8 protein-coding genes are annotated in these 23,420 nt (G+C 64.9%); 2 read left to right on the top strand and 6 right to left on the bottom strand.

Translation table 11 applies throughout. The annotated features are described in order from the left end of the window. Positions 1-119: 119 nt before the first annotated feature. Positions 120-761, top strand: coding sequence for a glutathione S-transferase family protein (locus QX034_RS27075; RefSeq protein ID WP_315705406.1), 642 nt, complete (start codon positions 120-122; stop codon positions 759-761). A gap of 194 nt (positions 762-955) precedes the next feature. Here QX034_RS27075 and QX034_RS27070 read toward each other — a convergent pair whose 3' ends face one another. Beyond that, positions 956-1,411 (bottom strand): RbsD/FucU family protein, encoded by a 456-nt coding sequence (locus QX034_RS27070; protein ID WP_315705481.1) that lies wholly within the window; start codon positions 1,409-1,411, stop codon positions 956-958. Positions 1,412-2,053: 642 nt separating this feature from the next. On the opposite strand from QX034_RS27070, the gene QX034_RS27065 reads away from it, so the two are divergent. Further along, positions 2,054-3,391 carry a UDP-N-acetylglucosamine-peptide N-acetylglucosaminyltransferase gene (locus QX034_RS27065; RefSeq protein ID WP_315705405.1) on the top strand — a complete coding sequence of 446 codons (1,338 nt, stop codon included), beginning with the start codon at positions 2,054-2,056 and terminating at the stop codon, positions 3,389-3,391. A 188-nt stretch (positions 3,392-3,579) separates the two neighbouring features. Here the strand turns inward: QX034_RS27065 and QX034_RS27060 are convergent, their stop codons facing one another. The 5 genes from QX034_RS27060 to QX034_RS27040 form a co-directional block, all read right to left on the bottom strand. Further along, positions 3,580-3,738, bottom strand: coding sequence for a hypothetical protein (locus QX034_RS27060; protein WP_315728667.1), 159 nt, complete (start codon positions 3,736-3,738; stop codon positions 3,580-3,582). A 104-nt stretch (positions 3,739-3,842) separates the two neighbouring features. Continuing rightward, positions 3,843-4,568 carry a thioesterase II family protein gene (locus QX034_RS27055; protein ID WP_315705404.1) on the bottom strand — a complete coding sequence of 242 codons (726 nt, stop codon included), beginning with the start codon at positions 4,566-4,568 and terminating at the stop codon, positions 3,843-3,845. A gap of 10 nt (positions 4,569-4,578) precedes the next feature. After that, on the bottom strand, positions 4,579-6,234 hold the full coding sequence (locus tag QX034_RS27050; protein WP_315705403.1) for a cyclic peptide export ABC transporter: 1,656 nt from the start codon (positions 6,232-6,234) through the stop codon (positions 4,579-4,581). Positions 6,235-6,243: 9 nt separating this feature from the next. After that, positions 6,244-16,875, bottom strand: a complete 10,632-nt coding sequence (locus QX034_RS27045) for a non-ribosomal peptide synthetase (protein WP_315705402.1) — start codon at positions 16,873-16,875, stop codon at positions 6,244-6,246. Beyond that, a complete protein-coding gene (locus tag QX034_RS27040; protein ID WP_315705401.1) occupies positions 16,872-23,390 on the bottom strand; it encodes a non-ribosomal peptide synthetase in 6,519 nt (2,172 codons plus the stop codon). The genes QX034_RS27045 and QX034_RS27040 overlap by 4 nt, the downstream gene beginning before the upstream one ends. Between the last annotated feature and the right edge of the window lie 30 nt (positions 23,391-23,420).

Raw genomic sequence — 23,420 nt, 5'->3', positions numbered from 1 at the left:
AAGGCAAACACTGGTCGACAGGCTGCAGCGCGGAGACGGACTTGGTGCCGTCGATCCGGTTGCGCTCGCGCGAACTTTGAGCGATTGAATTGAGCCGCTCCACCCAGGGAACCGCGAACATGATCACCGTCTTCGGCGAAGGGAGAGGGTTCCGGGTCGTCTGGCTGCTGGAGGAAATGGGGCTCGCCTACCGACTGAGGCCGGTGGACCTTGCCGGCGTCGAGAACGACGCGGAGTTCCTGGCCGTCAACCCCGCCGGATTCATCCCGGCCATCCAGGACGGCGATGTCACCATGGTCGAGTCGATTGCGATCATGGAGTACCTGATGACCCGCCACGGGCCGACGTCGCTCGCCCCGGACCCGCACGATCCCACCTTCCCCACCTATCAGCAGTTCCTGCACCTGGGAGAAGCCGGCCTCGCGATGGGCGCTTACTTCGTCGGCGGCGCCCGCAATTTCGCCCCCGAGGCCGAGCGGAACAACTGGAGCGCCGGCCAAGCGCTGGAGATGTTCGAGAGCCGGCTGCGGCTGGTGAGGCGGCAGCTTGCGCGCTCGCCCTATCTCGCCGGCGAGGCGTTTACGGCGGCCGACATTTCGGTGACCTATGCCCTGGAGCTGGCCCGAAGATTTGGGGGCATCGCCCTCGGCGAGGCGGAGCAGGCCTATATGGCCCGCACCAGCGCACGCGACGCCTACGAGCGGGCCATGGAAACATGTAAGGGCAGAAGGGCATGGCTCGCTGCCGCGGCCGGTCAATGACCGCTCTCGGCGCTCAACCGCTTACAGAGCGCGAGCCAGTCCCGTAGGCCGCCATGAGCGTAGCGACATGCGCGCCGGCCTCGCCTCCGGGGTCGCTCCCGCCGACGCCCGTTGGGCCTCGGCGGGCGCTCGCCCGGGCTATGCCAAGAGAACACGACGCGCATCACCCATGTGCAGCGCGGCCAGGAGTATGCTCACGACGCGTCCGGCGCGACGACGCCCTTGCTGAAAATGAAGCAGCCGTAGAACCGGCGCTCGCCTGTCGCGATCACGCAATAGGCGGCCTTCGCCTTCTCATAGAACGCGTGGCGCTCGACGCCGACCAGCGGCCAGGATTTTCCTTCGGCGCGATCGATCACGGCCTGGACCTCCTGCTGCACCGGCGGCACCACCTCGGGCTGGCCGACTACCTCCATCCTGACCGCGGCATCGTTGACGAAGGTGTCGAGCGGCAGCACCGACAGCACCGCCTGGACGGCCCGGGCCGCGCTCACATTGTCGATGCGCAGCAGTTCGCCAAACACGGTCTGGCGCGCGATCGCGTCGGCCGGAAAATTGGTGTCGCAGATCACCAGCCGGTCGCCATGCCCCATCGCGCGCAGCGCATAGAGCACGTCGGCATTGAGCAGCGGATCGAGGGTCTTGAGCATGGTCTCTCCCTGCATCACGGTTTGCATTGTCATTCTGCCTGCCCTCACACTTTCGGCCGCGTCGGGCGAGGCGTTCAGTTGGTGGTGCGCTCTTCTCCAATGGGGTTCCAGACATTCTTCAGCTCCACCAAATGGCGCATGATGGGTGCGGGCCGACGGGGATGATCTGCAATGTTCGCGGACGACATTGCAGGGCGCCCCTATAGCAAGGCCGAGCACAACCGCTCCCTGCAGGCAGCGACCGGCTGACCGCCGTCAGCGAAACCCATCCTGACCGAACCAATCAATCGAGGGGTTTCGCCGCCGGCTCAACCCATCCTGCCTACGACCGCAACCGCGCGCGCCCGGCCGTGCGCTGCACCGGTCGGTAGACCTTCAAAATCATCCCGACGGCAGCGCGGCCGAAGGCTGCGCGTCGTGGCCCACCATTTGCTTTGACGTCTATTGCACCATAGGCGACGGGCTGGCGCATCCCGAGTATCTGATCCCGTCGGCTCCCTGACACAACGCCTCGCACGAATGTCGGATTGGCCCCAACCTGAACGTCGTCTGGCCGGTTTGCCACGACGGCAGCAAACGCAACCGACAGCCTGAACCAGGATGGGAGGCAATTTGACGAGATATTCAGGCCGCAGCCAAGACATGTGCGAGTGGGACGAGTTCGATCAGTCCCAGTCGCAAATGCGAGCCGTGCTGGCGCGAGACCAAGGGGGTGAGGTGCCGCCGTTCCTGCTCCTCTCCCTTCCCGGAATAAGCGCGCACGAGCAGCGCGTGTGTTCAGATCTTTGGGTGCGCGATCGGATCGCCGCACGTCGTCCTGAACGCGACAGGCTTGCTTTCCGGTTTCCCATCGCTCCTCGCGATAAGATACGCGTCGCCTATCTCTCGAACGACTTCCACGACCATGCCACATCGCGGTTGCTCATCGAGACGCTCGAGGCGCATGACCACAACCGCTTCGAGGTGCATGCCTATTCATTCGGCGTCGACGACGGCGGAGGAATGCGTCAACGCCTCTGCAGCAGTTTCGACGCTTTTCATGACGTGACGGCGATGAGCGACACGGACGCCGCGCGCACCATACACAGCGCAGGAATCGATATCCTTGTCGACCTGAAGGGATACACGCGGGGCGCTCGGACAGGCATCATGATGCTGCATCCTGCACCTGTTCAGGTGAACTATCTCGGATATCCCGGGACGATGGGCGGGGACACGTGCGACTACATCATCACCGACCCGTTCATGACGCCGATGGAGATTGCCTCTGCCTATTCGGAAGCCTTCGCCTATATGCCACACTCATATCAGCCGCATGGCCGAAAAAGCACCATCGGCCGTCGGCCTGAGCGCGCAGAGCTTGGCTTGCCGAAGACGGGTTTTGTGTTCTGCTGCTTCAATCAGGCCTACAAGATCACACCGCCGCGCTTTGACTTATGGTGCCGCTTGCTCAATGCAGCCCCCGACAGCGTGTTGTGGCTCCTTGCCGACGAGCGCGCGCAAGGCAATCTTCGGGGAGAAGCCTTGCGACGCGGGATCATCCCTGATCGTCTCGTCTTTGCTCCCCACATGACTCAGAGTGATCACCTGAGCCGTCTGCAGAATGCCGACCTCGTTCTCGATACCTCACCGTTTGGCGCTCATACGACGGCAAGTGATGCATTGTGGTGCGGCGTCCCGATCATCACATGCGCCGGCGAGACCTTTCCGTCCCGAGTGGCCGGAAGCCTCTTGCATGCGATCGGGATGCCGGAGCTGATAGCCCGAAACGAGGACGAGTATTTTTCAGCCGCCTTGGCGTTCGCGACACAGCCGGGCCTGCTGCATGCGTGCAAAGCCAAGCTCCGACGCAACCGCATGACGACGCCGCTTTTCGACGTGGCCGCCTATACAGCGGCTCTCGAAAGTCTTTATGGCGCCATGTGGGAGCGCCACCGCTGCGGCATCGCGCACACAACAATTGGCACCGTTGCGATCTGACAAGGGCGCAAGGCTGTTGTTCCCTGTGGCAATCCTGACGGATCAACCTGCAAACGGCGTGACACTGGAAGATGGCCTGCGGATCGCCAAACCATCTGCAGCCGCACGCTGATCGGTACCTGCTACTTGCAGCGTACGGCCGAGGCGAACCACCCTACTCCCACTCGATTGTTTAACACGCAACTAAATCATTGATACTTTGATCTTATTTCGCGGCGCTGCTTCAGGATGCCGATGGTGGCACCGACGATTTTTCTGCGTCTTGATTCCACAGGAATATTTTGCACGATCAGGCCAAGCTCCTTTTGACAACTATCGGCTGCTATCGCTTGCACGGCAATGCCCAACTTCTGAACTGGTGCCAGCTACTATCGAATGAGAGCGGGACGGAAACCACGGGTTACAGTCAGCCGTCGACGCAAGCTGCGCCGCGCCTCTATTCCGATAGCTCTCACACCGCGGTGAGTGAACGGATGTCACGTCGTAGCGTGCTCAACACGTCCTGCTCCGCAGAGCGGACGAAGAAATGGTTACCCGGAAACGCCCTGACGGCGCAGGAGACGGCGGCGTGCTCCCGCCATCCTTCCAGCTCGTCGAGACCGACACTGTTGTCGCTCTCGCCACCATAGACTAGCAGCGGACAGGATAGTTTGAACGCCTTCGGCGCGTCATATGTCGCAACTGCCTCGAAATCGGCGCGCAATACCGGCATCGCGAGCTCCATCAGGTCCCGGTCAGCGAGCAGCTCCTCCGGCGTACCGTCGAGCTTGCGCAACTCCTCGATGAACTCCTCGTCGGGCAGAGCGTGGATCTCCGGCTCGGAGCCGCGCAGGACGGGCGGCCGACAACCGGACATCACGGCGGCGATCACGGGCCGCCTGGGAGACAAGACGCGCAACACCTCGAACGCGACCAGAGCCCCCATGCTGTGGCCGAACAGAATGATCGGCCCGGTCATTTCCGCCACGATCTCGGGAATGATCCCCTGGACGAGATCGGCAATCCGGCGCGAGAGCTGCTCGCGCCGGCGAAATCCCCTGCCGGGATATTCGACGGCCACGACATCGACATGCGGCGACAGCGCCACGGCCCAATCGCGATAGCCCGCGGCCACGCCGCCGGCGTAGGGAAAGCACAGCAACTTCGGGCAACCGGGTCGCGCGCTGGCATAGCGCAACACAGATCGGCTAGACGACGCCTGCACGCGACAACCCTTCATATCCAGTTATGGCCGACATATCGGCTGCGATCCTTCCATCATGGAACCTGACGATGCGATCAGCGACGGCGTCGAATGACTCGTCATGCGTCAACACGATAACGAGCTTCCCGTCGCGCTTCAACGCCGGCAGGAGCGAGAGATAAAACTGCTCCCGCGATCTCGCGTCCTGATCTGCAGCCCATTCGTCAAAGATGTAGATGTCGCGATCTTCCATCAAGGCAGATACGAGCAGCAGCCGCCCCTTCTGACCACGCGACAGATCCTGTGTGTTCAAGAACCTGGCGTGCTCCGTCATGACCTTGCGGTCGATCGACCATTCCTCAAGCAAGCCGCGCGCGCGATCATCGCAGGTCTCGTTTCCGGGAATGCGCTCGAACGCATGCGCATCCTCGAACAGGCAGCTGTAGATCTGGCGATAGAGCTCGCGGCTCCGATCATCGATCGGCCGACCGTCCAAGAGGATCACGCCGCTCGACGGCTCGTACAGGCCGGCGAGCAGCCGCGCAAAGGTGCTCTTGCCGCTGCCGTTTCCGCCCTTGATGAAGACGATCTCTCGGCGTTTCAGCACGAGATCCACCGGCCCGAATGCAAATGCATCGGCGGGCCCGGGCTCGCCGTAGGAATAACAGACGCCCTCGAAGCTAACCTGCCGCCACGGGACATCACCCGCGCCGCTCTCTCCCGCTTCGGGGTCAACGGCTGATGATGACGCAAGCACCACGCCGAGATCTTGAATCCTGCGAAACACCGCATTGACATGTCCGAGCGACGCGAACGACCCGATGGCGGCATCCAACGGGCCGATCAGGTAGATCGCAGCAAAGAAGAACTCGACATGCCGGGCGTCCGGAGAATGCTGAAACAAGAGGATTCCGATCACCAGCAGAAACACGGCCTGCCCAACATTCATCGCGATGGCGCCGGCCCATGTCGCCTGCTCGCGAAAGCGGAGAAACTCGGTCTGACGCCCATCGATGTCCTCGGACAGGTAACTGGACGTTCGGACCGCGCTCAATTTCAGCTGTTTCAGTCCTGCGATCAGGCCCCCCAGCACCTTGTCGAGGCGCTCCCACGCCAGCCAGGCCTGATAGCTCAATCTGGTCGACCGCTCGACCACGGCCCAGTACAGCGGCACGCCAATCATCGCCGCGCCGACGATCACGCCTGCTCCCACCGGCGAGAGCCAGCACATGTAGACCAGGAGGCTCGCGACCATCGCGAGGTTCGTCACCATGTTGACGAGGATGGGAGCCGCCGTCGCAATCGTCTGGACGTCGGCGGCGACGACCGCTTTCAGCCTTCCGGCTCCGATCATCTCGAGCTGGCGGTAGCGCGTATTCAGAATCGCCGAGACCAACGTCTTTCGAAGCCGCAGAATGACTGCGCTGCCAACACGGACCGAAGCTCTCGCGGCGGCGAGACGGCTGACGACCGATGCCGATGCGAGGGCCGCGAATGAGATGACCTCGGGCAGAGCAGCCGGCGCCTGGAGGCGAACATGCGCAAAGACGTAGGCAAACAGCGCGACGGTCGTGGCAGCCGCGACAATGCTGCACCCCGAGGCGACAGCGATAGGCCCGGGCACTAGGCGAAGTAGGAAAGAGACGAGATTGTTCTGCATGAGGATGACCTAGACCGGCTCGACGGCCAATCTCTCGGAGACGGGCTGGGCTCTCTCGAGCTCGGCCCGCAAGCGAGCCGCGATGTGGTCCGAGGCCGGATGCTGGATCATGGAGCCGTGATTGCCTGGGACGTAATGCACGTCAAAGCCGTTCAGCGACTTGGATCGCCAGAATTCCTCAGCCCTGGCGAAGTGATCCGGCGTCCTGACCGGATCTCCGTCCGGCTGGAACAGCAACAGCTTCCCGACATAGGGCGACACCACGTGCTGCTGGAGAGCATGCAGATTGGCCTGGAACACGGAGACCACATGCGCGAACTCTGCGTCCGTCATTTCGCTGGACAGCGACCTGTGGCGCTTGGCCAGACGCAGCACATAATCGGCCTTGGCAGCATCGGAGAGCCGCCAGAACGAATGCCATCGCGACGTCAGCCCGCGCTGTGGCGGAATTTCCAACACGCCCATGAATGTGAGCCACTCGGTGCGTTCGACCTGGCGCCTGTTGTGCCGCCACTCTCCGGTGGAGCTCGGCGGAACGGTATCGATCAGCGCCAGCACCCCGACCTGATGTCCGAGCTCGTTCAGCTTCCTGGCGATGGCAAAGGCGATCAGCCCGCCGGCGGACCAGCCGACGAGGTTGAACGGTCCCGTCTGCTGTATCTCAAGCATGCGGGCGACATGGTGATCCGCCATCTGGTCGATCGAGACCAGCGGATCCTGCTCGCCATGAAGACCAAGCGCCTTGATGCCGTAGACGGAATAGCCGGGCCCCAGCGACTTCGCGAGGTCGCGATAGCACAGGATGCCTCCCCCGATGGGATGAACACAGATGATCGGCGTCCCCTGCTCGCTCAACTGTATCGGAATGATGCAGGAGTAGTCGCGCCTGCCCGATCCCTGCATCTCGAACCCTTGTTTCGCCGCCCGCGCGACGGCGATGTGGGCGGCCATCACCCCAATCGTCGGCTTCTCCTCGAACAGGAGGCGCACCGGCAGATCGACGCCGAGCGCATGTCGGACTTGCGCGATCAAGCGCATCGCCAGCAGCGAATGGCCGCCGAGCTCAAAGAAATCGTCATGCACGCCGACGCCGTGTAGTCCGAGCAGGTCCGACCACAGCTTCGCGAGAATTTCCTCGGCGGCCGTGCGTGGAGCAGCTTCACCGGCGCTGTGCCGCCGTTGCGGTTGCGGCAGCGCGTCGCGGTCGAGCTTCCCGTTCGGCGAGAGCGGAAGCTGATCCAGAATGACGAAGGCCGAGGCTGCAGGCACCATGTAGTCTGGAACCCGTCGCTTGAGATGCGCGCTCAACGCCACCGGGTCGATGGTCTTCTCGTCACCGACGACATAGGCAACGAGCCGCCTGTCGCCGCTGCCGTCAGCCGGCGCCGTCACCACCGCCTGCGACACGTCGGCATGCTCGGCGAGCGCAGCCTCGATCTCGCCGAGCTCGATTCTGAAGCCGCGGATCTTCACCTGATGATCCAGGCGACCCAGATATTCCAGTTCGCCGTCCGTGCGACACCGGACGAGATCTCCCGTCCGGTACAACCGCTCGCCATCTCCGAACGGGCTCGGAACGAAGCGCTCCGCCGTCAGATCGGCACGGCCGAAATAGCCGCGAGCAAGTCCCACGCCGCCGATATACAACTCGCCGGCGACGCCGACGGGCACGAGCGCACCGTGATCATCCAGAACATGGAGCTGCATGTTCGAGATCGGACGGCCGATCGGCACGCTGACCGCATCCGCCCCCAGGCGGCACGCGAACGCGCTCACATCCACCGCAGCTTCGGTCGGTCCGTAGAGATTGTGCAGCTCGCTGCGCGAACGCCGCAGGAACCGCGTCTTCAGCTCTCCCCCGAGCGCCTCGCCGCTGCACATCACGGCACGCAGGCTGACACAGCGGGAGACATCCTCGGTCTCCAGGAACACCTGCAGCATCGACGGGACGAAGTGCGCGATGGTCACCGCCTCACGCTGGATCAGGGCCGCGAGATAGGAGGGATCCTGATGACCCTCGGGCCGGGCCACGACGAGCGGCACGCCCTCGATCAGCGGCCAGAAGAACTCCCACACTGACACGTCGAACGAAAACGGCGTCTTCTGCAGAACGCGGTCGCCGGGGCCGAGCCGGTAGGCCGCCTGCATCCACACCAGCCGGTTGACGATGCCGCCATGCGTGTTGGCGACCCCCTTGGGCCGCCCCGTGGATCCCGAGGTGTAGATGACATAAGCGAGATTGCCAGGACGGCTGCTGTCGACAGGAGCCTGCTGCGGCTCGGCCGCAATGGCGGACCATGCCGCGTCGATCTCCACCACGCGGCCGGCATGCGCGGGAAGCGACGCGGCAAGACGCTGCTGCGTCACGATGACGGGCGCGCCCGCGTTCTGCATCATGTAGCTCAACCGTTCCGCCGGATAGCCCGGGTCGAGCGGCAGATACGCCCCGCCCGCCTTCAGGATTCCGAGCAAGGCCACCACCATCTCCAGGCTGCGCTCGACGCACAGCCCCACCACGACCTCAGGCCCCACGCCAAGCCGACGCAAATGGTGCGCAAGCTGGTTGGAACGTATGTCCAGCTCCTGGTAGCTCAGCTGCTGGCCCTCGAACACCACGGCGAGGCCGTCAGGTGTCCGTGCGGCCTGCTCGGCAAACAGCTCGTGCAGGCATTTGTCCGCCGGATAGTCGGCCTTCGTCGCATTCCAGTCGATGATCAGCTGATGACGCTCCGCCTCGCTCAGCAGCGGAAGCTCCGACAAGCGGGCTTCCGGGGTCGACACGATGCCACCCAGCAGGATTTCGAAATGTTCCGCCAGCCGTTCGATGGTCGCGCGGTCGAACAGATCCGACGCATATTCAAACGTCCCGACCAAGCCGGCCTCGGTCTCGCGCATGAACAGCGTCAGATCGAACAGCGACGTGCGGTGCTCGCTGCCCAGCAGCCGAAGCGTCAGTACCGGCAGCTCGATCGCGTCCTGCGGCGTATTCTGCAGGCTGAAGCTGACCTGAAACACCGGCTGGCGGCTCAGGTCGCGGACCGGCTGCAACTCCTCGACCAGCTTCTCGAACGGAAGATCCTGGTGCGCATAGGCCCCGAGCGCCACCTCCTTCACCCGCCCGAGCAGCTCGATGAAGCTCGGATTCCCGGACAGGTCGGTGCGCATCGCGAGCGTGTTGACGAAGAACCCAATCAGTCCCTCCAGCTGGCGGTCGACGCGCCCGGCGATCGGCGAGCCCACGACGATGTCGGTCTGGCCGCTGTAGCGCGACAACAGAACCTGATGCGCGGCCAGCAGCACCATGTAGAGCGTCGCGCCCGAACGGCTCGACAGCGCCTTGAGCCCGTCCGACAGCGCACGCGACAGCGTGAACGGCACCATTCCGCCGGCAAAGCTCGCGACCGCGGGACGCGCACGGTTGGTCGGCAGCTCCAGCGCTGCCGGCGCTCCCGTCAGCCGCGTCTTCCAATAGGCAAGCTGGCGCTCCAGCGCCTCGCCCTGCAGCCAGGCCCGCTGCCACAGCGCATAGTCCGCATACTGCACCTGGGGATCAGCCAGCGGCGGCGCAGCGTTGGTGCGATAGGCCTCGTACAGCGCTGCGAGCTCTCGGACCAGCACGCCGATCGACCAGCCGTCCGACACGATGTGATGCATCGTCACCAGCACCACATGGTCCTGCGGCCCCAGCCGGATCAACCGTGCCCGGAACAGCGGTCCCCGCGACAGATCGAACGGCTGCACGGCCGCATCGCGGAGCAGACGATCGATCCTGAGCCGGCGCACCTCATCGTCTTCGAGTTCCGATAAATCGTCTCGGCCGAGCCTGAACACCGAGGGGGCGTCGATGATCTGCACCGCCTGCCCTTGCTCCGTCTCAAAGTGCGTCCGCATCGCCTCGTGACGCCGGACCACTTCGGCAAAGCTCCGCTCCAGCGCGATGGTGTCCAGGGTCCCCTCGAGCCGCACGGCAAACGGCAGATTGTAGGCCGCTCCCACCAGCCCGAGCTGATCCAGGAACCACAATCGCTCCTGCGCGTAGGACAGCACCAGCCGCTCCGGACGCGGCTGAACCTGCAGCGGCGGCAGCGCCACTCCGGCGCCACTGCGCAACGCGCTCTCGATCCGTCCCGCCAGATCGCTCAGTCGCGGCGCATCGAACATGGCCCGTAGCGGGAGATCGATCACGAACTCGTCGCGCAGCCGGGAAAGCGCCCGCATCGCCAGCAGCGAGTGGCCACCCAATGCAAAGAAGTCGTCATGCCGGCCAATACGGTCCAGCTTCAGCAGCTCGCACCAGATCTGCGCCAGCCGCTCCTCGACCTCGCCCAGCGGCGCAATGAAGGCGCGATGCCCAAACGCTGCCGATCCCGGCGCAGGCAGCGCCTTGCGGTCGAGCTTGCCGTTCGGCGTCTGCGGCAGAGCCGCCAGCTGCACATAGGCCGACGGGACCATGTAATCGGGAAGACGCCGCGACAGCTGCGCGCGCAGATCTTCTGCGCGCACCGCCGCCTCTCCCACCACATAGGCCACGAGCCGCGTGCCACCGCTACCGTTCTCCTGGGCCGTCACCACCGCCTGCGACACGCCGGCGTGCGCAAGGAGCGCCGCCTCGATCTCCCCAAGCTCAATCCGGAAGCCGCGGATCTTCACCTGGTGATCCAGCCGCCCGAGATAGTCCAGTTCGCCATCCGCTCGCCAGCGCACGAGATCACCCGTCCGGTACAGCCGCTCGCCATCCCCGAAGGGGCTCGGCACGAACCGCTCTGCTGTCAGGGCGGCGCGGCCGAAATAGCCCCGTGCCAGTCCTGCACCACCGATATACAGCTCACCCGCGACACCGACGGGCACCAGCTCGCCATGACCATCGAGGACATGAAGCTGCGTGTTCGCGATCGCATGCCCGATGCCGATCCGGCGCTCGGTCGTGATCCGGCTCAAGCTCGACCAGACCGTCGTCTCCGTCGGACCGTAGAGATTCCAGCTCGCGGATGATCCGTCCGCGAGTCGCGACGCCAGATCAGGTGGCAATGCCTCGCCGCCACAAAGCACCTTCAGCGAAGCGGACGGTCGCCAGCCGGCGTCGGTCAACAAGCGCCACGTCGCAGGGGTCGCCTGCAGCATCGTCGCCCCAATCACGGCAAGCCGCTCGCGCAGGCGTTCTCCGTCGGCGCTGAGCTCGCGGGGCAGCACCACCACGCGCGCCCCTGCGAGCAGCGGCAGGTAGATCTCCAGTCCTGCGATGTCGAACGAGATCGGCGTCACCGCCGCCACGACGTCCGATGCGTCGATGCCAGGACGCACGGCCATGTCCGTCAGGAAATTGATCAGCCCCGCATGCGCCACCATCACGCCCTTGGGCCGTCCGGTCGAGCCCGAGGTGTAGATGACGTAAGCGAGGTTGGCCGGCCGGCTGGTGTCGACCGGCGCCTGCTGCGGCCAAGCCGCGATAGCAGCCGCATCCGCATCGAGCTCCACCACCCGCCCTGCATGAGCGGGCAGCACGCCGGCCAGGTGCCGCTGCGTCACGATGACCGGCGCGCCCGCGTCATGCAGCATGTAGCTCAGCCGATCCGCCGGGTAGCCGGGGTCGAGCGGCAGATAGGCTCCGCCGGCCTTCAGGATTCCCAGCAGCGCCACCACCAGCTCCAGGCTGCGCTCGACGCAAAGCCCCACGACGACCTCGGGCCCCACGCCGAGCCCGCGCAGATGATGCGCCAGCTGGTTCGCGTGTGCGTCCAGCTCGCAGTAGCTCAGTTGCTCGCCCTCGAACGCCACCGCCACGGCGTCCGGCGTACGCGCAGCCTGCGCCGCGAACAGCTCGTGCAGACAGCGCTCAGGATAGGCCTTAGCCTTGCCCGCCCAATCCTCCAGCAGAAGGCGACGATCCGCGGCGCTCAGCACCTCGAGCCGTCTCATCGGCCTTTCCGGATGCTGTGCCAACGCATCCGCAAGCTCTGTCAGCGCCGTCTCCATCATCCTGCACAGCGGGGCCGCTCCTATCGACCTCATCGTCTGCGCCGTCAGGCCAAAGCCGTCTCCGGCGTCATCGACCGACAGCATCACGGGATAGTTCGTGCGTTCCTCTCCCCACAACAGCTCGATTCCGTCCCACGCCGGGTCGTTGGCCACGCCGCCGCTGTAGCGGTAGTTCAGCAGTGACGTGAACAGTGGGCCGGAACCTTTGATGCCGCAGCAGCGCTGCGCGAGTGCGAGCGAAGCATGCTCGTGACGGAGGAGCCGCCCCAACAGCGCATGGACATCGCGAACGCTCGCGGCTGCGCTCTTCTCTCCGATCGCAATCCGCACCGGGAGCGTGTTGATGAACATCCCCGCCGTCCGATCCGCTCCGGACATCCCGTGCAAACGTCCGAACAACACAGTCCCAAACACCGCATCACGCCCTCCCGACGTCCGCGACACCACAAGCCCCCACGCCAGGTGAAACAGGCTTGCAGCACTCACCCCGAGCTCACGCGCGTGGCCGCGCAGTCGTGCCGACAGGGCGGCGGGAAGCGCATGACGCGCGTCCTCGATGTCCGTACCGTCTCCCTGCACATTGACGAGGCCGAACGGTGCTGATGGCTCGGTCACGTCCGCCAACAGCTCGCGGAAGAACGTCTCGTGCTCCGCCGTGCTGACGCCGTGCAGCGCCTGCCCGATGAAGTTGCGGAACGGCACCGGCGCAGGCAGCTCCGCCTGCCGGCCCATCAGATGGGCATGAACCTCATACGTGAGCACCTCCAGGGTCGTATGATCCATGACCAGATGATGATAGGTCAGCAGCAGCAACCAGCGTCCATGCTGCCCGTCGTGGGCGACACAGCCCCGCAAGAGCGGCGCATGCCGTACATCGAGTCGTTGGCTGCGTCCGAAGCGGGACCGCAGCTGCAGAGCCGCATCGCCGCCCGGCTCATCGAGGACCACGTCTTCGACCGCAAGCCGCACGCGCCGCCACACCACCTGCACCGGCTGCGGCAATTGCTCCCACATCACGGACGTTCGCAGAATGTCGTGCCGACTGATGACGGCGTCCAATGCCGCGACGAAGCCGTCGAGCCGCGACCGCGTGTCGAACGCCAGCACGCTCGACAGCAGATACGCATCATGCTCCGCATCCATCATGTGATGGAAGAGGACGCCCTCCTGCAGCGGCGCGAGAGGATAGATGTCCTGAATGTTGGCCATGCCGCCGTCGACAGCCGAGGCAATCAGGTCGATCTCGCTCTGGCTCAGCTTCACCAGCGGCAGCATCGCCGGCGTGATCGCAGTGCAGCCCTCGGGAACTAGATTGGCGGGCACCTCGACAGATGGCACCTCGCTGCTGGCGGCGGCCGCTAGTCCGGCGAGGTCAGACGCACTGAACACGGCCCGGATATCCGCAACGAGGCCCGCTCGACGCATCCGCTCGATCAGCGTGATCGCCAGCAGCGAGTGGCCGCCGAGCGCGAAGAAGTCATCGTGGCGGCCGACACGCGCGACCTTCAGCAGCTCGCACCAGATCTGCGCCAGCCGCTCCTCCGTCTCGCCTCGCGGAGCTTCGTAGCGGTCATGCGGAAATGCTGCCGTTTCCGGTACGGGCAGCGCCTCGCGATCCAGCTTGCCGTTCGCCGTCAACGGCAGAGTAGCGAGCTGGACATAGGCCGAGGGCATCATGTAGTCGGGAAGACGGCGCGCAAGATGGGCTCGCAGATCTTCCGTGGCAACCTCCGCATGTCCCACGACATAGGCCACCAGCCGCTTGCCGCCTCGGCTATCGGCCTGGGCGGCGACGACCGCCTGCGAAACGCCGGCATGCTCGGTCAGCGCCGCCTCGATCTCGCCAAGCTCGATGCGGAAGCCGCGGATCTTCACCTGTTGATCGCGTCGCCCCAGATATTCGAGCACGCCATCCTTAAGCCACCGGGCCAGGTCGCCCGTGCGGTACAGCCGCTCGCCACAGCCGAACGGGCTCGGCACGAACCGCTCCGCCGTCAGGTCGGCGCGGCCGAAATAGCCGCGCGCGAGCCCTGCCCCGCCAATGTACAGCTCACCGGCGACGCCCGCGGGCACGAGCTCACCCTGGTCATCCAGAACGTACAGCTGGGTATTCGAGATCGGCCGCCCGATCGGCACGTTGACGGCCAGTCCAGGCCGCGGCGCGACCGCAAAACAGGCGCTGAAGGTGGTGCCTTCCGTGGGCCCGTAGCCATTGACGAGCTGGCAATCGGGCATCTCGTCGAGGACGCGTTGGACATGAGACGGCGAGAGCACGTCTCCGCCCGCCAGCAGATAGCGCAGCGGTCTGACGAGCTCGATGTCGTGCTCGATGACGGTGTGGAACAGTCCCGCCGTCAGCCAGAGAACCGTGACACGGGATTCCGCGATCACCCGCTTCAGCGTCGCGACCTCGACAAATCCCGCCGGGTAGACGATGAGCCTCGCTCCGTTTAACAACGGCATCCAGATTTCGAATGTCGAGGCATCGAAGGCGAGCGGCGCCAGATGCAGGAATACGTCGTCAACCCCGACGCTCACATAGTTCGCATTCTTGACCAATCGAACGATATTGGAATGGGTGACGGCGACGCCCTTGGGCCGTCCGGTCGAGCCCGAGGTGTAGATGACGTAAGCGAGGTTGGCTGGCCGGCTGGTGTCGACCGGCGCCTGCTGCGGCCAGGCCGCGATAGCAGCTGCTTCCGTATCGAGCTCCACCACGCGCGCTGCATGAGCGGGCAGCACGCCGGCCAGATGCCGCTGGGTCACGATGACCGGCGCGCCCGCGTCGTGCAGCATGTAGCTCAGCCGTTGCAATGGATAGCCCGGGTCGAGCGGCAGATAGGCGCCGCCGGCCTTCAGGATTCCGAGCAGCGCCACCACCAGCTCCAGGCTGCGCTCGACGCAAAGTCCGACCACGACCCCGGGGCCCACGCCGAGGCAGCGCAGATGATGCGCCAGCTGGTTCGAACGTGCGTCCAGCTCGCGGTAGCTCAGCTGCTCGCCCTCGAACCCCACCGCGACCGCGTCCGGCGTACGCGCGGCCTGCGCCATGAACAGCTCGTGCAGACAGTTCTCGGGATAGGACGTCGCCTGGCCCGCCCAATCCTCCAGCAGAACGCGACGATCAGCGGCGCTCAACACCGGCAATGATGACAGCCGGCGCTCCGGCGCCGCGACGATTCCTTCCAGCAGCACCTCGAGATGGTGCGCAAACCGCTCGACCGTCCCACGATCGAACAGATCGAGCGCATATTCCAGACGGCCCTGCAGGCGGCCGTCGGTCTCCCAGACGAACAAGGACAGATCGAACACCGACGTCCGCTGCTCGCCTGCGAGCGGACGAAACGTCAGCGCCGAGAGCTCGATCGCTTCCTGCGGCACGTTCTGCAGGCTGAAGCTCACCTGGAACACCGGCTGCCGGCTCAGGTCGCGGACCGGCTGCAGCTCCTCCACCAGTCTCTCGAACGGGAGGTCCTGATGGGCAAAGGCGCCGAGCGCCATCTCCTTCACCCGCGCCAGCAGCTCCATGAAGCTCGGATCATCCGACAGGTCGGTGCGCATCGCGAGCGTGTTGACGAAGAACCCGATCAGCCCCTCCAGCTGGCGGTCGATGCGTCCGGCGATCGGCGAGCCCACGACGATGTCGGTCTGGCCACTGTAGCGCGACAACAGGAGCTGATACGCGGCCAACAGTACCATGTAGAGCGTCGCGCCCGAACGACGCGACAGCGCCGTCAGTCCATCCGACAGCTCGCGAGACAGGGTGAACGGCACCATGCCGCCGGCAAAGCTCGCCACCGACGGACGCGGACGGTCTGTCGGCAACTCGAGCGCCGCTGGCGCTCCCTTCAGCCGTTCCTTCCAATATGCAAGCTGACGCTCCAGCGCGTCGCCCTGCAGCCAGGCCCGCTGCCAGAGCGCGTAGTCGGCATACTGGACCGGTAGCTCCGGCAGCGGCGATGATTTGCCCTGGCTGAACGCCTCGTAGATCGCCGCCACCTCGCGCGTGAGGACGCCGATCGACCAGCCATCCGAGACGATGTGATGCATCGTCGCCAGCACCACGTAATCCCTGGCTCCGAGCCGAATCAGCCTTGCCCTGAACACGGGGCCGCGTGTCAGCTCGAAGCGGTACGAGGCCTCCTCCTTTGCCAGACGTCGAATCTCAGCTTCCTGAGTGTTGACGCCAAGGTGCGACAGATCCAGCAGCTCAAGACGGAACGAGGCGGCCGCATCGATCACCTGCACGCCCTGCCCGTCCACCAGCTCGATATGCGTCCGTAATGCCTCGTGCCGTCGCACAACCTCCGCCAGGCTCTGCTCCAGCGCGGCAGCGTCAAGTTCGCCATCCAGACGGAGCGCGAAGGGCATGTTGTAGGCCGATCCCACAAGCCCGAGCTGATCCAGGAACCACAAGCGTTCCTGCGCATACGACATCGCCACGCGATCCGACGGCTCTCTGGCCGCCAGCTTTGGCCGGCTGGCCGCGGCGCGATGTGCGTAGGTCAGGAAGCTGATCACGCCTTCCTTGTTCGCGCGGAGTTCTGCCAGCTCGGCCTGCGACAAGCCGCCGGCAGGCGCCCGGTATTTGAGCTGCCCGTTGTCGAGCCAGATGCTCACGCCGTTCTTGCGCAGCGACGTCAGGAGAGCCTGGACCGTGCTCATACGATCCCCACCTCTTCGTCACGATCCTCCGAGCGTTGCGCGCTATCGGCTGCCCGAGGCTGGGCGGCCCAACGGACCGTATCGATCCAATCGGCCAGCCGAGCGAGAGTGGGCGCTTCGAACAGCGCGCGGAGCGGCACCTCAATCGCGAGCGCTTCGCGCAGCCGCGCCATCATCCGCATCGCCAGCAGCGAATGCCCGCCAAGCTCGAAGAAGTTGTCGTCGATTCCGATCCGATCCAGCTTTAGGATGTCGCACCAGATCGCCGCGAGCGTCTCCTCGACCGGCGTACGGGGCGCAACATAGGGGCGTGACGAGGCGCGCGGTCCCGGGGCCGGCAAGGCACGGCGGTCGAGCTTGCCGGTCGGCGTCAACGGGAAGGTCTCCATCGCCATGAAGGACGACGGGACCATGTAGTCGGGCAGGCTCCGCTTCAGATGATTGCGAAGCTTGTCGGCATCGAGTTGCCCGCCATTCTCCGCTCCGACAACATAGGCGACCAGGCGCTTGTCGCCCTCCTCCTCGTGCGCGACCACTGCAGCCTGCGCAACGGATTCATCGGCGAGCAGCGCCGCCTCGACCTCGCCGAGCTCGATCCGGAAGCCGCGGATCTTGACCTGATGGTCCGACCGGCCGAGGAATTCCAGATTGCCATCGGCGCACCACCGCACGCGATCGCCGGTCTGGTACAATCGCTCGCCGTCGCCGAACGGATTCGGCACGAACCGTTCCGCTGTGAGATCAGGGCGGCCGAGATAGCCCCGCGCAACACCGAAGCCCCCTACATATAATTCCCCGGCGACGCCGATAGGGACGGGACGAAGATCGGGATCGAGGACAAAGACCTTCATGTTCAGAATCGGTCGGCCGATGGGAATGGCCGCAGGCATCGGCGTCCCGACGACATAGGACGACGCATCGGCGGAGACTTCGGACGAGCCGTAGATGTTGACGAAGCGGCAGTCCGGCAACGCCTCCGTCAGGCGGACCATCAGGTCCCTGCTCAGGGCCTCCCCGCTCAGCGTGCAGCTTCGCAAGCCCGATAGTTGGGCTCTTGTCGCCGCATCGGACACAAGCGCGAACGCCAAGGACGGCACCATCACGACGCGCGTCACCCCTTGTCCGGCCATCATCGCGACGAGCTCCGTCGGCCGCCGGCCTGCAGCGTCGCGCGCGATGACCAGGCGAAGACCTCGGCAGAGCGGTCCGAGGCTTTCGAAGATCGAGTCCACAAAGCCGATCGAGGTCTTCTGGCAGCAGACATCATCGTCGTCGAACGCCGCGATGCCTTCCTGCGCCACGATCCGGTTCACCATCCCTTCGTGCAGTCCGCACACCCCCTTTGGCCGACCTGTGGAGCCCGAGGTGTAAATGACGTAGGCAAGGTTCGCAGGAACGGCGCTGGTCTCCGGCGGGGTCGCGGGCTGACGCGCGATATCCTCCCAATCCGCATCGATCCGCAACATGGAGCCGGAGTGGGCGGGCAAGTGCGGCACCAGATGCGCCATGGTGACCACGAGCGGCGCTTTCGCATCGTTCAGCATGTAGGCCAGCCGGTCGGCCGGATAGGACGGATCCAGCGGGAGATAGGCGCCGCCCGCCTTGAGGATGCCCAGCAGCGCGATCATCATTTCGAGGCTGCGCCCGATACACAGCCCGACCACCAACTCCGGTCCCACCCCGAGATGACGCAGATGGTGCGCCAGACGGTTCGCGCGGCGGTCGAGCTCCGCATAGCTCAGCTGTCGATCGTCGTCGACGAGAGCAATCGCATCAGGTGTTCGCCCCGCCTGCGCTTCGAACAGCTGATGCAGGCACTTGTCCGAAGGATCATTCGCCGCGGTCGCATTCCATTCCACAACCAGCCGATGATGCTCTACCTCGCTCAACAACGGCAGCGCCGATAGGCGTGCGTCCGGCGTCGCCACGATGCCTTCCAGCAGTCGCGCGAAGTGGTCCGCCAGCCGCTCGATCGTCGTGCGGTCGAACAGATCCGATGCATATTCGAACGTCCCGATCAGCCCCGCGTCGGTCTCGCGCATGAACAGCGTCAGGTCGAACAACGAAGTCCGGTGCTCACCGCTGAGCATTCGAAGCGTCAATGCAGGCAGCTCGACGGCTTCACGCGGCGTGTTCTGCAGGCTGAAGCAGACCTGAAACACCGGTTGACGGCTAAGATCCCGCGCCGGCTGCAACTCCTCGACGAGCTTCTCAAACGGCAGATCCTGATGCGCATAGGCGCCCAGCGCCACATCCCTCACGCGCTTCAACAGCTGCACGAAGATCGGATCCCCCGACAGGTCCGTCCGCATTGCCAGCGTGTTAACGAAGAATCCGATCAGCCCTTCCAGCTCGGGACGCCGGCGGCCGGCGATCGGCGTGCCGACCACAATGTCATCCTGACCGCTGTAGCGCTTCAGCAACAGCTGATACGCGGCCAGCAAGAGCATATACAGCGTCACGCCTTCGCGACGCGCGAGCGCCGCGAGCTTTCCCGACAGCTCGCCTGGGAGCGCGAAGTCAACCGCACCACCGGCGAAGCTGGCGACCGCCGCCCGCGGCCGGTCGGCCGGCAAGTCCAAGGCGGGCGACGCTCCCTGCAGCTGGCGCTTCCAATAGCCGATCTGCTGCTGCAACACCTCTCCCTGCAACCAGCTCCGCTGCCACAACGCATAGTCCGCATACTGGACCGGAAGCTCCGCCAGCGGCGATGGATCGCCGAGGCTGAATGCCTGATACAACGCCGCCACCTCGCGCGTCAGAACGCCGATCGACCAGCCATCCGACACGATGTGATGCATCGTCGTCAGCAGCACGTGGTCGCTGGCTCCGAGACGGATCAGCGTCGCCCGGAACAACGGCCTGCGCGTCAGCGCGAAGCGATGCGAGACTTCGTCCTGCACCAGGCGGCGAACCTCGGCCTGCTGTGCGTCGACGCCAAGCCCCGACAGGTCCCGCTTGGCAAGACAAAACGAGCCAGCAGCGTCGATCACCTGCACGCCCTGCCCATCCAGTGCCTCGAAATGCGTCCGCAACGCCTCGTGGCGCCGCACCAGCTCCGACAGACTCCGCTCCAACGCGACTACATCGAGCTCACCCTCGAGTCTGAGCGCGAACGGCATGTTGTAGGCTGCTCCCACCAGACCAAGCTGGTCCAGGAACCACAGCCGCTCCTGCGCATAGGACATCGCCGGCCGGTCCGGGCGGTCCGGGAGCCGGAGCAACGGCGGCAACACGGCTACCGCTCCGCCGAGCTGCTCCGCCTCGATCCGTGCTGCCAGATCCCTGATCGTCGGCGCTTCGAACAATGCGCGCAGCGGCAACTCGACCTGCAGCGCATCCCGCAGCCGGGCCATCACGCGCGTTGCCAGCAGCGAATGCCCGCCGAGCTCGAAGAAGTTCTCGTCGATCCCGATCCGATCGCGTCTCAAGACCTCGCACCAGATCGCCGCCAGCATTTCCTCGGCCGGGTTGCGAGGCGCCGAATAGGATTCGGTGAGGCGTTGCAGGTCCGGCATCGGCAATGCGCGGCGGTCGAGCTTGCCGTGTGCCGTTCGCGGCAATTGCTCGAGCTGCACAATGGCCGAGGGTACCATGTGCGGAGGCAGCCGAACGGAGAGATGCCGGCGGAGCTCGGCGCCATCCGCGCGGCCTCCATCATGCAGCACCACGTAGCCGATCAGGGTCTTCTCGTGGCCAAGGGCGCGCGCCACCGTGACGGCCTGCCGAACCGCGGGATGCGTCAGCAGCGCCGCGGTGACCTCCTCAGGCTCGATGCGGTAACCTCGGATCTTGACCTGATCGTCACCCCGCCCGAGGAACTCGATGCTTCCGTCTGAAAGAAAACGGGCGCGATCGCCGGTGCGATACAGCCTGCGCCCGGAATCGGAAAACGGATCTGGAATGAAGCTGCTGGCCGTCAGGTCCGCGCGACCGAGATATCCGCGCGCCACTTGGGCGCCACCAATATACAGGTCGCCAACCACTCCGATCGGAGCCGGATCGAGATTCCCGTCCAAAATGAAGGACTGGGTGTTGGCGAGCGGCCGCCCAATCGGAACGCACTCGGTGGTGCCGCGCTGGATACAGCCATCGACACTCTGGACGGTGACCCCGACCGTCGTCTCTGTCGGCCCGTAGTGATTGAAGATCCGGCAGCCGGGCGCCGCGGCTCTGAGTCTCTCGACCCATTCCCACCGACTGACGTCGCCGCCGACGATCAGAACCTTCCTTGGCAGCAACTCGCTGCTCCCTGCGGCGTCCAGCAGCGAATGCAGATGCGGAGGCGCGATCTTGAGACAATCGATCGGGCTCTTCCTGACGTAGTTCGACAGATATTGCGCGTCCAGCGTCTCCTCATAGCCGACGAGATGCAGCGTTCCGCCGCTCAGCAGCGATGGGTACAGCACCGTTACCGAGGAATCGACGGTCAATGGCTGCAGCATCATGTAGCTGGATGTCTCTGCCAGCCCCGCGGCCTCCACGACCGCCGACACGTAATTCGTCACATGTCGATGCTCGAGGACGACTCCTTTCGGTCGACCGGTCGATCCGGACGTATAGAGCAGATAGGCCATGTTGCCCGGCTGCACGCCGCTGCACGGGGAGCGGTCGAGCAGATCGTCGGCATCCGCAAGGTCGGCGTCGACAGCAACCACCCGACGGCCTTCTCTCGCAAACCGCGCCGCGAATGCCGACCGTGTCGCCACGACTGTGGCGGCTGCATCGTCCAGCATGACGTCCAGCCGGTCATCCGGATAACTCAGATCAAGCGGCAGATAGGCCCCGCCCGCCTTGAGAATCCCGAGCAGCGCGACGGTCATCTCGACGCTGCGTTCGAGGCCGAGCCCAACGACCATTTCGGGCCCGACCCCGAGCCGGCGCAGATGGTGCGCCAGCTGGTTCGAACGACGGTCCAGCTCGCGATAGCTCAGCGATGCATCGCCACACACGACCGCCGTCGTCTCCGGCGTCCGGCTCGCCTGGATCCGGAACAACTCATGCAAGCATTTGTCGGCCGGATATGCTGACGTCGTCGCGTTCCATTCCACGATCAGCCGATGGCGCTCGTCCTCGCCAAGCAGGGGCAAATCCGACAAACGTGCCTCGGGCCGCGCCACCACAGCCTCGAGCAGCACCTGAAAATGCTCGACGAGCCGCTCGATCGTCGTTGCTTCGAACAGGTCCTTGGCATACTCGACATGCCCCTCGAGCCGGTCGCCGCGCTCGTAAAAGTAGACAGCGAGCTCATGCTTGGCTCTCGGCATGTTGCTGCGGATCCACCGCGCCCTGATGCCGGCGAATGTCAGCAGCCTCTGCGGCAGGTTCTCCAGTGAGAACACCGTCTGAAACATCGCGGAACGGTTGAGATCGCGGACGGGGTTCAGCTCCTTCACCAGCCGTTCGAACGGCACATCCTGATGCGCATAGGCCCCGATCGCCACCTGCTTGACGCGCTTCAGCAGCTCCAGAAACGGCGGATCACCCGACAAATCCGTCCTCAATACGATTGTATTGACGAACAGACCGATCATTCCCTGGAATTCAGCGCGGGATCGCCCGGCCGTTGGCGAACCCACGACGATGTCGTCCTGCCCGCTATAGCGCTGCAGCAGGACCTGATAGGCGGCGAGAAGCAGCATGTACAGCGTCGCCCCTTCGCGCCGCGCGAGCTCGAACAGCTGACGCGACAGGCCCGCCGATAACGCGACGTTGATCGTGCCGGCGTTGAAGCTCGCCATCTTGGGCCGGACACGGTCGACCGGCAGATCCAGTGCGACAGGTGCGCCCGCGAGCCTCTCCTTCCAATAGCCGACCTGCTTGTCCAGGACGCGGTCCTGCGCCGCCTCACGTTGCCAGATCGCGTAATCACCGTACTGGATCGGCAGCTCGGGCAGCGGCGATGCGTGGCCCTGGCTATAGGCCTCGTACAGCGCGCTGACCTCATCAATGAGAAGCGCAATCGACCAGCCATCGCAGACGACATGATGCATGGTCACGAGCACGACATGGTCGGCATCATCGACGCGAACCAACTTTGCCCGAAACAGCGGCCCGCGCCGGAGATCGAACGGCCGCGCAAGCTCCTCATCGGCGAGGCGCATGATCTCCGCCTCCCTGAGCTCCGGCGGGAGGGCGGAGATGTCGATCCGTTCCAACCGGAAGCCGCCGGGGGAATCAACCACCAGAACCGGCTGGTCGTCCTTCACGTCCAGGCGGCTCCGCAGAACCTCGTGACGCCGCACAATCTCCAACAGACTCCGCTCGAGCACGGCCGTATCCAGCACCCCTTCCAGCCGAACCTCGAACGGCAGGTTGTAGGCGGCGCCGGCAAATCCGAGCAGGTCCAGGAACCAGAGGGACTCCTGAGCGTAGGACACGGGAGAGCCAGCAGCGGCGCGCCTCACCGGGATCGGCGCAGCCGCGCCTCTCGCTCCCTTGATACGCTCTTCGAGAAGCATCTGCTGGCGCGCCGACAATCGCTTGCGGCGCGTCGCAGGATCCATCGTCTCCATGACCACTCTCCAAGAACAACAGCTCGTCGG

The sequence above is a fragment of the Bradyrhizobium sp. SZCCHNR3119 genome, assembly GCF_032487775.1.
Lineage (GTDB): Bacteria > Pseudomonadota > Alphaproteobacteria > Rhizobiales > Xanthobacteraceae > Bradyrhizobium.
This window is presented reverse-complemented; position numbering and strand designations above follow the sequence as displayed.

Bases quoted from the DNA above. Each gene is read 5' to 3' on its own strand.
- QX034_RS27065 (WP_315705405.1), top strand. From the start codon at position 2,054: ATGTGCGAGTGGGACGAGTTCGATCAGTCCCAGTCGCAAATGCGAGCC.
- QX034_RS27070 (WP_315705481.1), bottom strand. From the start codon at position 1,411: ATGCTCAAGACCCTCGATCCGCTGCTCAATGCCGACGTGCTCTATGCG.
- QX034_RS27040 (WP_315705401.1), bottom strand. From the start codon at position 23,390: ATGGAGACGATGGATCCTGCGACGCGCCGCAAGCGATTGTCGGCGCGC.
- QX034_RS27075 (WP_315705406.1), top strand. From the start codon at position 120: ATGATCACCGTCTTCGGCGAAGGGAGAGGGTTCCGGGTCGTCTGGCTG.
- QX034_RS27045 (WP_315705402.1), bottom strand. From the start codon at position 16,875: ATGAGCACGGTCCAGGCTCTCCTGACGTCGCTGCGCAAGAACGGCGTG.
- QX034_RS27050 (WP_315705403.1), bottom strand. From the start codon at position 6,234: ATGCAGAACAATCTCGTCTCTTTCCTACTTCGCCTAGTGCCCGGGCCT.